Source organism: Propionicimonas sp. (assembly GCF_049840635.1).
In the GTDB taxonomy this organism is placed as follows: domain Bacteria; phylum Actinomycetota; class Actinomycetes; order Propionibacteriales; family Propionibacteriaceae; genus Propionicimonas.
Map to the genome: position 1 here is coordinate 1,215,256 of NZ_JASGKL010000004.1, position 11,547 is coordinate 1,226,802.

The 11,547-nt window shown below is 59.3% G+C and carries 6 protein-coding genes; 5 read left to right on the top strand and 1 reads right to left on the bottom strand.

Going from position 1 to position 11,547, the window contains the following annotated elements:
- Nucleotides 1–213: 213 nt before the first annotated feature.
- Nucleotides 214–873, top strand: coding sequence for a pyridoxamine 5'-phosphate oxidase family protein (locus tag QM779_RS05925; RefSeq protein WP_428532994.1), 660 nt, complete (start codon nucleotides 214–216; stop codon nucleotides 871–873).
- A 1,911-nt stretch (nucleotides 874–2,784) separates the two neighbouring features.
- On the opposite strand, the gene QM779_RS05930 is transcribed toward QM779_RS05925, so the two are convergent.
- Nucleotides 2,785–2,982 (bottom strand): hypothetical protein, encoded by a 198-nt coding sequence (locus tag QM779_RS05930; RefSeq protein ID WP_428532997.1) that lies wholly within the window; start codon nucleotides 2,980–2,982, stop codon nucleotides 2,785–2,787.
- Nucleotides 2,983–3,388: 406 nt separating this feature from the next.
- Between QM779_RS05930 and QM779_RS05935 the strand changes: the two genes are divergently transcribed.
- From QM779_RS05935 to QM779_RS05950, 4 genes are all read left to right on the top strand, one after another.
- Nucleotides 3,389–3,970 carry a DUF6049 family protein gene (locus QM779_RS05935; protein ID WP_428533093.1) on the top strand — a complete coding sequence of 194 codons (582 nt, stop codon included), beginning with the start codon at nucleotides 3,389–3,391 and terminating at the stop codon, nucleotides 3,968–3,970.
- 117 nt (nucleotides 3,971–4,087) lie between these two features.
- Entirely contained in the window at nucleotides 4,088–4,387 is a 300-nt protein-coding gene (locus QM779_RS05940; protein WP_428533000.1) for a lipid II flippase MurJ, read from the top strand.
- Between the two features lie 297 nt (nucleotides 4,388–4,684).
- Entirely contained in the window at nucleotides 4,685–5,668 is a 984-nt protein-coding gene (locus tag QM779_RS05945; protein WP_428533003.1) for a lipid II flippase MurJ, read from the top strand.
- Between the two features lie 345 nt (nucleotides 5,669–6,013).
- Nucleotides 6,014–7,693 (top strand): protein kinase family protein, encoded by a 1,680-nt coding sequence (locus QM779_RS05950; protein ID WP_428533006.1) that lies wholly within the window; start codon nucleotides 6,014–6,016, stop codon nucleotides 7,691–7,693.
- Nucleotides 7,694–11,547: the final 3,854 nt, after the last annotated feature.

Consider the following 11,547-nt stretch of genomic DNA (forward strand, 5'->3'; position numbering starts at 1 on the left):
CGAGCCCACCGGAACCCCACTGACCGAGACCCCACCAGGACGGCCCGGCACCCCGCTGATCGAGTGCCCGGCCAGGAACGAGCCGGGCGAATCGAGATCACACCCGCGCCGTGCGACCGGTCGGCGTCTCGATACGGCCCTCGGCTAGCGCCTCGGACCACTCGACGACCGGGGCGTCTCGACACCCGAGAAAATCAGTGCTAAGAGAGGCTCGTGACCTCCTCATCCCAGCAGCACCAGACGGAGCTGACCCGGAAGCCCGACCGCGGACGTCAGGACCGGGCCGATCTCGATGTCGTACTCGACGCGATGCCGGTCGGCACCCTCTCGACGGTCGTGGACGGCCGGCCCTGGGTGGTGCCGATGCTGTTCTGCCGCGACGGCGACCGGCTGCTGCTGCACGGCTCGACCGGTGCCGGGGCGCTGCGGCACGTCGCCGCAGGTTCGCCCGCTGCCCTGTCGGTCGTACACCTGGACGGCATCGTCGTCGCCGACTCGACCTTCGAGTCCTCGGCCAACTACCGGTCGGCCGTCGTCTACGGATCGCTCTCGCCGATCGAAGGCGACGAGAAGGACGCCGGGCTGCGCAAGCTCTCGGACGCGATCCTCCCCGGGCGCACCACCGAGGTGCGGCCCTCGACGGGCAAGGAGCTCGCGGCGACGCTCGCCATGTCGATGCCGATCGTCGAGGGCTCCTGGATGGTCAAGACCCGCTCCGGCCCGCCCAGCGAGCCGGGTGACCCGAACGTCTGGGAGGGCGTCGTGCCGCTCGGTCTCACCGTGGGTCCACCAGAGCCGGCTCCCTGGCTGAGCGCGGGCGTCCCGGTGCCGGCGTCAGTGCGGGCGCTCGCCGACGGCTGGCCAGCTCGCTAGCCGATCGCCCCGCTCGTGATGGGGAGGCTGCGGCTCCCTGCCCGGTTCAGCCTGCCCGTTCAGCCTGCCCGGTTCAGTTGGACTGGCAACGAGGGCGGCCGCAGTCCGGTTTGGTACGTGGCTAGTCGGCCTAGAGATTGCGCCAGTAGGCGCTGTCGTTGCGAGCGGCGTATCCGGTGGATGCATCGCAAGGCGGAGGAGAGAGGCGGGCTGGTGGCCCGTCGACCGACGACAACGCGGCGAGGCGCCGCCGGGGCGGCGCGCAGCAGGCATGGCCTACTGGCGCGAGCTCTATCCGGTTGCTGGCTGCCACATATTGCCAGTGAGCAACCGCGTTAGGAGTCTTGCCTACGCCAGTGATTCCAGTTGGCTGCCCCAGGGCCGATTTCGCCACCGACTCGAATCACTGGACCCGGCACCCCCACCGCACCGCGGAGGCAGACCCGGCCCCGGCCGTACTCGCCGTTCCTCCCTGCTCTGCCGACTCAGCCAGGCAGGAAACCGAACCCGCTCAACGCGGACGGGCTGGATTGTGGCCGATGGTGACAGCGACACGCCGAGCACTCTTGTCGGCATCGGCCACAAACCGGCCACGATCGCCACCATCGGCCACAAACCGGCTCGGGTCGGGACCGCGTAGATTTCGGCCGGGCGATTCCTCCCCGCCGGGCGCGCGCTGTCGTCTGCCTGCTGGCCGGTCTGCTGGCCGGTGCGGCAATGGCAGGGATCGGTGCGTCGCTCGGGGCCTCGGCGGCGCAGGCCGCGGAGGGCGACGCGGTAGCGGACCCGCTGACCGTCACCATCGACGGCCTCGACCCCGCGGTGATCCCGGCCAAGGGGCCGCTGCGCGTCACCGGCACGATCACCAACGCCAGCGATTCCGACTGGAGCGACCTGCAGGCCTATCTGGTCATCTCGCCGAATCCGCTGCGTACCCGCGCCGAGCTCGACGACGCGGCCGGCAGCGCGCCCGACACGTACTTCGGCGACCGGTTGGCCGGAGAGGGCCAGTACGACGACGCGATCACCGATCTGAAGCCCGGCCAGTCCACCCGGTTCGACCTCACCGTGCGGCGCAAGGACCTCGACGAGCGCATCCTGTCCAGGCGGTCCGGGGTCTACCAGCTGGGCATCCAGGTGCTCGGTGCCGAGGATGGCGTACGCACAGACGGCGCGGACGGCCGGGCACGCACCTTCATCACGCTGATGCCCAAGAAGAACCCGCCGACGACCGCGCTCGGTGTGCTGGTGCAGGTCCGCGCCCCGGTCTCCTACGACAGCACCGGCCGGCCGCTCTCTCCCGATCGCTGGAACCAGCTGCTCAGCGCCGACGGCCGGCTGGGGCGGCTGCTCTCCCTGACCACGGACGGCCCGGTACGAGGCCCAGGAGTAGACCCAGGGGGAGGCGCAGGAGGAGGCCGAGGAGGGAACCCAGGATTCCCGTTCAGCTACCTGATCGACCCGGCCGTACCCGACCTCGCGCACGAGCTCGCCGCAGGCAGCCCCGGGTACGACCTCTCGCTGGGCCGCACCGAGTCGGACCCTTCCGAGAGCCCATCGCCGAGCGAGTCCCCGGGGACCAGCTCGGGCACCGATTCGGACAGCGGCTCGAGCGGCGACTCGGGTTCGGGCACCGATGATACGACCGGCGACACGACCGATGACACGACCACGACCGCGGCGGCATGGCTGAAGCTGCTGGACACCGGCGCCTCCAACCACGGCGTGCTCGCGGTCCCCTACGGCGACGTGGACGTCGAGGCGGCCTACCAAGCTCACTTCGGCCCCCTCGTCGAGCATGCGACCCGGCACGGGATCGACCGCCTGAATGCTCTCGGCATCGCCGCCTCACCCGTGATCGCCCCCACGGACGGCAGCCTGACCCAATCGACCTCCAAGGCGACCGCGGCACTAGGCCCGCAGCTCCTGGGCGCCTCCCAGGTCGACGTACGCGACACGCGGGTCGACACCACCGCGGGCGCGCACCTGACCGTCGCCGACGACGTGTTCAGCGCTCCCGATACGACCGTCGACCGCACGGCACTGGGCGTCCGGCAGCGCGTGATCGCCGAAGCAGCGGTCCATGCGCTCGGCAGCCGGGCCGAGCAACCCCTGATCGTGACGCTGCCGAGCCGCTGGGATCCCGGCGCCCAGTGGGAGCGGTCGCACTTCTTCGAGGCCCTCGCGCAGGTGCCCTGGCTGACCGGCACCCCGGTCTCCGAGGCCGTACGCTCCCCCCTGGCAGACTCCGTCGCCGACCCGGCCGTGCTGCCGCAGAACCCGCCGGACAAGTCCGCGCTGATCCCGATCGGCAACTTCACCGAGGCCTCCACACTGCAGCGGGTCGCGGGGACGCTCGACGCCACCCTCGACCGCAGCGGCGCGCTCACCGGGCAGTTCGACGCGTACGCGTATCTCGCGACCTCCGCCCAGTACCGCAAGGCGCCGCTGCGTGTCACAGCTCGGGACCGCTGCCATCACCGCGGCGGTACGCGGCGAGCTCGACAAGGTGTCGGTGCGTGGGCCGTCGTTCGTGACCATGTCGAGCGACGAGGGCCGCTTCCAAGCGACGCTGACCAACGACCTCGACGAGGCCGTCGTGGTCGGCGTGCATGCGGTCTCCAGCTCCGACAAGCTCACCATCGACGACGCCGAGCCGGTCCGGGTCGAGCCGGGTCAGCGTCGCACCGTCACGATGCGTGCAACGTCCAGTGGAATCGGCGTCTGGCCGGTCACCCTCAAGATCGTCAACGCCGACGGCGAAACCATCGGCGAGCCCGAGTCGATGCGGCTGCGTTCCAGTCACGTCAGCCAGTTCATCTGGGCGGTCATCGGCGTCGGCACCCTCGTGCTGGTGATCGCGATCGTGATCCGTACGCGGGGCAAGGTCCGCGACCGGTTCGGGCGCCACCCCGGCCCGGGCCAGCCCACCGGAGACCAGGAAGCCGGCGACCAGGAAGCCGACTCGGCAACAGGCAGTGCCGGGGCGGATCAGACAGGCGGCGAGACACCGGTTGACGGTGCGCCGGCAAGCGGTGCGGGAACGAGTGGGACAACAGCCGACGACCCGGCGGCCGGGACGACTGCCGATGACTGACCCCGGGGACGAGCCTGCTCGCCCGTGACGAAGTCGATCCAGGCCTGGGTACCGAGCAGGACCAGGAGCAGCCCGGGATCAGGCCAACTCTGTCGGTGCTGAAGCTCGAGCGCGGTAATGGCCGCCGGCACAGTGGTCTCACGAGGCGAGCGGGTTCGTCCGCAGCTCCTGCTGGTCGCGGCACTGGGCGTCTGGACGCACGCGGATATGTTCAACATTGCCAACACGGTGCCGAACATGCTCTACATCCTGCTCGCCGGTGGGGTGTTCAACGCCGTGCTGGTCCCGCAGCTGGTGCGGGCGATGCGAAGGACGACGACGGCGGAGACGGCGTACACCAACCGGATCGTGACGCTGGCCGCACTGTTCCTCGCCGGCGGTGACCGCGGTGCTGGTGCTCGCGGCACCGATGGCTGATGCGGCTGTTCCTGCGACCTCGAGTTCGTTCGACCACCCGGACCTCGCGGGAGCAGCGCGACGTCGGTGATCACGTTCGCCCGGTAGTGCCTGCCGCAGGTCTTCTTCTACGGCGATGTTCGTGCTGGTCGGGCAGATACTCAACTCACGTCGATCGGTTCGGACCGATGATGTGGGCGCCGATCGCCAACAACGTCGGTGTCGATCGCGACCCTCCTCGGCTGACCTACCTGGTCGTGTTCGGCACGGCGGCCGGGGCGCCGAGTAGCACGGTGGGTTCACCTAGGACAGGAACTGTTGCTCGGGCTCGGATCGACGCTCGGCATCGCGATCCAGTTGGCTCGTGCTCGTCCCGTACCTGCGCTCGCGCCGGCTTCCGCTTCTCGCCCGCGCTTCGACTTCGTCGGCACCGGCCTGGCGCACACGTTCCGCCTCGGGGTGTGGACGGTGCTGTTCGTGGTGGTCAACCAGATCGCCTACTCCGTGGTCGTCCGGATCGCGTCCGCCGGCACCAAGACCGGCGAGGGCACCGGCTACACGATCTACTCCAACACGTTCCTGGTCGTGATGACCCCGCACGCGATCATCACCGTGTCGCTGGCGACCGCGGTGCTGACCCGGCTGGCGGCGTACGTGCGCGATGCCGACCTGCCCGGCCTCGCGCATCAGGTGTCGACGACGCTGCGGTCGGCGCTGTCGTTGATCGTGCCGTTCGCGCTGGTGCTGCCGCTGATCGCGTTGCCGGTCTCCAACCTGGTCTCCCGCTACGGCGCCGCCACCTCGGCGACCCACGACTTCGCCCGTACGCTCGCGACCTTCGGGATCGCGCTCTTGTTCTTCACCTGCCACTACATCGTGCTGCGCGGCTTCTACGCGCTCGAACGCAACCGCACGGTGTTCTGGGTGCAGTGCGTGATCGGGGTCGGCAACATCGCGCTGGCCTTCACGCTGACCCGCGGCATCGACCCGGAGGCGGTGGCGCCCAGGCTGGCGTTGGCGTACGGAGCGGCGTACGCGATCGGTGCTGGTCGTGTCCTACGCCGTGCTCCGCCGGCTGCTGGGTGGCCTGGAGACCCCCGAACTGGTCCGCTTCGGCGTGCGAATCGGGCATCGCCGGGGGCCTCGCGGCGCTCACGACGTGGGGGGTGCGGATCGGCCTCGACCAGATCGCCGACCCCGGCGAGTCCAAGGCATGGGCCGTGGTCACGCTCGCGGTCCTGGCCGTCGTCGACCTGCTGGTGCTGCTGCTGTGCGCCCGAGCCATGCGGATCACCGAGCTGACCGACATGGTCCGGGTAGTCGGTCAGAGACTGCGTCGGTAGGTCTCGATACACGCCTCCTTCGTCGGCGCACTCGACCAACCTCCCGGTCGTCGAGTGGTCCGAGGCGCCAGCCGAGGGCCGTATCGAGACGCCGACCCGACACCGACCGACGTCTCGATACACGCCTCCTCCGTCGGCGCACTCGACGAGCCTCCCGGTGACCAAACGCCCGCGCACCCGAGGCCTGCGCACTCGACGAGCCTCCCGGTGATCGAGTGTTCGCGAGGAACGAGCGAACGTATCGAGATCCCGAGCCGATCTCTACGATGGGCAGGTACGAGACTCGGGTAAGGGGGGTGCGTAGGTGGCAGAGGCAGCGGCGCCGATCAGCCGCGGCTCCCTGCTCGCGGGCCGCTACCGCCTCCGCGAGCTGGTCGACCAGGGCGACGACGGTGCCGGGCTGTGGCGGGCCAGCGACCTCACCCTCAACCGCGACGTGGCGGTCAACGTGATCGCCGCCGACGACCCACGGGCCGAGGACCTGATCGAAGCTGCGCGGTCCGCGGCCTCCCTGAGCGGACAACACCAGGTGCGGGTGTTGGACGCCGCCGACGAGGACGGACTGGCGTACGTCGTCAGCGAGTGGGCGGACGCGACTCCTCTGGCGAAGCTCGTGAGCGAGCGGCCGATGCCGCCGCGGCGGGCGGCGTGGATGGTGCGTGAACTGTCCGATGCGCTGGTCGACGCGCACCACTCCGGGGTCGCGCACGGCCGCCTGGTCCCCGAGACCGTGCTGGTCGGCGACAACGGACAGGTGAGCTTGGTCGGCTTCTGCGTCGAGCATGTGCTGCGCCGGCAGAACGAGGCGACGCCCGAGCAGGACGTCCGCGACCTGGTGGCGATCCTGTATGCGGCACTTACCAGCGCCTGGCCCGGGAGCACGACCACCAGTCTCAGCGCCGCCCCCCGCGATCACGGGCATCTGATGCGCGCTCGCCAGGTGCGCGCCGGGGTGCCTCGCGAGCTCGACGTGCTCTGCGACAGCGTGCTCAACCGGCCCGGTGCCGCCGGCACACCGCGCACGGCCGCGGAGGTGCGCGCGGTCCTCTCCGACTACCTCGGCGACGCGGTCGCGCTTCCCGCGGTCGCCCGAGAAGCACTGATCGAGCAGAACACCGTCGCCCTCGACCTGTCCGCGCTCCAGGACGACTTCGACGACACCCAGGCGCCGGTCACCCCGGTGGTGCCCCTGCCGCCCGCTGCCCAACGAACTGTCCCGCGACCGGCCCAACGACCGGCCCAACGACCGGCTGGGGCGGCGTACCCGGCGACGACGTATCCGGCACCGAACCGTCCCACCTCGACCGCCGCCGCCTGGACCGACCCCGAGATCGATGACGACGCGCCGCCGCCTTGCCGCGGTTGGCCGATCTGGCTGCGACTGGTCGTGGGAGTGGCGAGTGCGTTCGTCTTGGTCGCCGCGGTGGCGCTGGCGTTCAGCCTCGGCCGCAACAGCGACACCGACACCCCGGGCACCAGCAAGACCTCCCCGTCGCGGTCGGCCACCACCAGCCAGGTGCTGGACCTCGCGTCGGTGCGCGACTTCGACCCCTACCAGGTCGGCGGCACGCCGGAGGAGAACCCCAGCCAGGTGCCACTGGCTACCGACGGCGACCCGGACACGGCTTGGGAGACCCAGACCTACAAGGACGGCCCGGACATCACCGTGTACAAGCCCGGGGTCGGGCTGCTGATCGACCTCGGCACCGTGCAGGCGGTCGGCTCGGTGGACCTGACGCTGGTCGGGTCGCCGTACGCACTGCAGATCCTGACCTCCACCGCCGACAAGGCCCCGAACGACACCCAGGGCCTGACCGTGGCGGCTCAGGCCTCCGGTGTCGGTCCCGAGGCCAAGCTCGACCTGGTCGCGGGCACCAAGGCGCGGTACGTCGTGGTCTGGCTCACGCGGTCTCCCGCCTGTCTCAGGCGGCTACCGCGGCGGGATCGCAGGTGCTGTTCGGATTCTATCGTGTTTCCCTATTAACCTTAGCAATACGTAGTTGTCGAACAGGCTTACAAAAAAATATGTATTGCTTAAGGTTAATAGGGAAACACGATAGAATCCGAACAGCACCTAAAAGCGAAAACAAACCTCCGCCCGCCGCCTTCGGCGGCGGGCTGATATTCTCGAAAAACTGTTCGCTTTCTACCTCTTGATCTTAATTTTTACAATCTAGACATAGTGTAAAATTACTCATAATAAGAGTGTATACTGCTCCTCAGGGTTGTAAACGGGCCGCAAATTTTCGGCCCGGCCCCCACATCTTCAAAAAATTTTCGGCCCCGGCCCGAATCACATTTTCAGTCATAAACCACACGGCTTTTAGTGAATTTTGAGCTTCTTCGGTTCGGCCCCATTTCATTATCAGCCAATACTCAATCCGATTGACTAATTCATAAAATTAATGTTATTTATGAAAATTTCTATATCAAATGATAGTTCATCTAGTTATTGCATATTTCAAAATGAGAATTTATTCCATCTCATTTAGCAGTCATTTACATGAACAAAGGAAATATCACAATAGAGCAATCTATTAGGAAAAAGAACCTCGCTCCATCTTTCTAGGCACTAGTCTTCAGTTGAGAAAGGTAGCGTAGTCTTTATCATCGATCAACAATCAGCAAAAAAGCAACTTTTTAAACGAATAAAGGCAGCAACCAGAAATGTTTAATAACATGACTTTTAATAATTACTAACTTGAGAGTCTAGATTCATTTTTAAGACGCGTATCTAAAGCAGCGAAATCTCAGTATATTGCTTCGATATTTCTCATCGACTGCTGAAATATCTGTTTAAGTTGGCCTAAAAATCTGAAAATTTCGCAGTTCGATACGAAAATGCACCTATATGAAGCAAGAGCGCAAGTGGCAGAAACTATCAAAAACGGCGACTTGCAAAATTTCTGTATTTTTAAAAAATAAAGACGGTTGGAGAAAAGCTAGAGGGACATAGGGGAGAAAAGGAAGAAGAAGAGGAAGGAAGGTGTTTGTAAACAGAGTTATAAAGGCCCGGCCCCCGGTCATTTCTGAAAATCCAGGCCCCGGCCCGGCCCGGCCCCGGTCATTTCTGAAAATCCAGGCCCCGGCCCGGGCCGTTACAACCCTGCTGCTCCTAAAAATTATTTTCGATTCATCTAGTACTCTCCTTTTCATCTATCGCGGCCGTGCGTGTTCTGTCTTCTCTCCCTTCTATATCTTGCAGGCCATGTCTCGCTAGGGCGAGAGAGCACGCACGGGGAAGAGACTCAAAGAAAACGCTATGCAGGCATCAGGGACGTCCAGAATTGCCGTTTCTGTTTTTTTCTTCTGTTTTCCGGGTATTTTTGGCCATTAATGTTCTGGTTTCTGTTTTCCGAAATTAAAATAAGCGTTTCTGTTTCTGCTTTCTGAAATTTTGAAGAAAAATACAGAGAATTCTAGCTTCCAAAACATCACCACGCTATTCTCCTCCTTTCAAAAATAACCACTTTGCAAAAAGGGGAAGAGAGGATTTCACGTCCGACGTTTACCCCTGCTCAGCGGCCTAAATTTCACATTTAATATCGTCTTCTGAGCTTTATGACTTATTTCCCGTTTTAACTGGGGAGATTATTTACTCCTTTCACGGTAAACTGGCCAATTATCTCAATTCCAACAACTGACGCACTGATTTGACTCCTAGCTCTGTTGCACGCTAGCCATATACTTGCTTAGAGATGCTCAAATGGTGATAATCAGCCAATTTGCCGTGAAAAGAGTAAATAATCTCCCCAATCAAAACGAGAAATAAGTCATAAAGCTTAGAAGACGATATTAAATGTAAAATTTAGGCCGCTGAGCAGGGGTAAACGTCGGACGTGAAATCCTCTCTTCCCCTTTTTGCAAAGTGGTTATTTTTGAAAGGAGGAGAATAGCGTGATCACTGAAATGACCAAACATAAGGAATTTTCGATGTTAATGACAGTCTAAATATAAAAAATCTCTTATCGAGATCAATCTACCTAATTTAATTCGATGGCCTTAATAAGGTTATCATGCTTTTCTCTACTCACTACATTCAGGTTGACAAAAAATGTAATGGGATTGATTTGATAGTTGCCATTTGAACATATGGAAAAAATTTCAATGACGCTTCATTGGAATTAAGGTTGATTTTCCTTCTGAAAATTTAGTTGAGTGATATTATGTAGTCTGGCTTCTTGTGCGGCGGACTATTTTTATAACAAACTTTAATGGCAACCAAGGTTTGAAACATAGCTCAGATAGGATCTACAAAAAGTGCAAGATAGATGAAACAGCATATAGATTTTACAATAGATATTTTGATTAAAAATAACAGCTAAATTATATTAATTAAATTAAACATTTTTAATGTGCAAAAATGTCATCATTTTCTGTTTCTGCTTTCCGAAATTCTAAAAACCCATTTCTGGACGTCCCTGGCAGGTATATTATGCCTCCCATTCTCGTACAGGTGACTCTCTGCATCTCTTACCTGTGCGTGTTCTCTCGCCCTAGCGAGACATGACCTGCAAGATATAGGAGGGAGAGAAGACAGAACACGCACGGCCATGGATGGATAAAATGGAGAGTAAACTAGAAAATTATAAACCAGTAGACATATTCATCAATAATTATATGCGATATAATTAGAGTCCCCAAGCTCTGCTCCTTTGCAGAATTTGAAAGTGTTAAGAAAAAATTTGGTAGTCGAGCCTATTACGAGTTCTGGCTTATTTTGGATAATATTTTCTGGCCACATGGATTATCAATGAAAAAAATGATATTTATAGTTGGAAGCTACTCACGAATTGCATGAAAATGAGCTGAAATCCCAAAAACAAACAAAAAATTTCCGTATTTCTGTTCCTGTACTGCCCACAGGTGAAATGTCATGAAAAACCTAGTTCAATTCGATGAGGCTTTTATCAATCTTGATTTCAGAAAAGAAATGAATCAATAATTTTTGCGTACATTTATGTATGTGGCGATTTCCCTATCGACATCAAATCGTTCAGTCTGTCCTGTGTTTACGCCCTCTGAAAATGGATCTTGACATTCAATTTCCTCTCATAATTGATCTAATTACCGTCATTTCCGCTGATTCATGTGTGTAATTTTTCTCTGAAATCATCTCTAACACTTCGGGATGATATCAATAGACAGTAAGGTAGGCGGTGGCATCATCTGAGGCAGGGCGAGCTATTGGCAACTTCTTTCGCCTTCATGCCTCCAATTTTGACAAGAGGTCACCACATCATTTGCTCTTGAAGGCTAATTGCGGTGACTAATAACTTTTATTTTCGTACTCGAAGCAGCACCAGCGACGTTACCATCTTGTTCAGTGGAAACAGCAGGAAGGCTTACATAATGCGAGTAATTTTTTTTTCAAAAAAATGAAATTATTGAATCATGTCACGTATGTACACCTGAATTCAAGGTTGCAAATGTGCATAATAATCAGTTTTATTCACAATTTTCAAGATTCTTTAAAATACAATATCCAAATTCTGATGTAAAAATATCGTTTTATTTCAAATCATTTTTTAAAAAAGTGCATTACTAAAAGATCAGACATATTGTGAAGTTGTCGTTGTCGCCGTTGATTTCCTGAAATTGACCAGTAAAATGAATATTCATCAACAATTCATTAACAAATGAAATTCTGTCATAAAATCACTACTTTTGCAAGAATTCATGGCACTTGAAAAACAGCCAAAAGTGGGTTCAAGATGATTATTTCGTCTTGTGCTTATTGTTTGATTCCATGAAATGTCAAAATCGTGATTGTTACACATTTATAAATAAATAAAACTAAAAAATAACTTCGGAATCAAACAACAGGAAAAAGATAAT

Bases quoted from the DNA above. Each gene is read 5' to 3' on its own strand.
- QM779_RS05940 (WP_428533000.1), top strand. From the start codon at position 4,088: ATGGCCGCCGGCACAGTGGTCTCACGAGGCGAGCGGGTTCGTCCGCAG.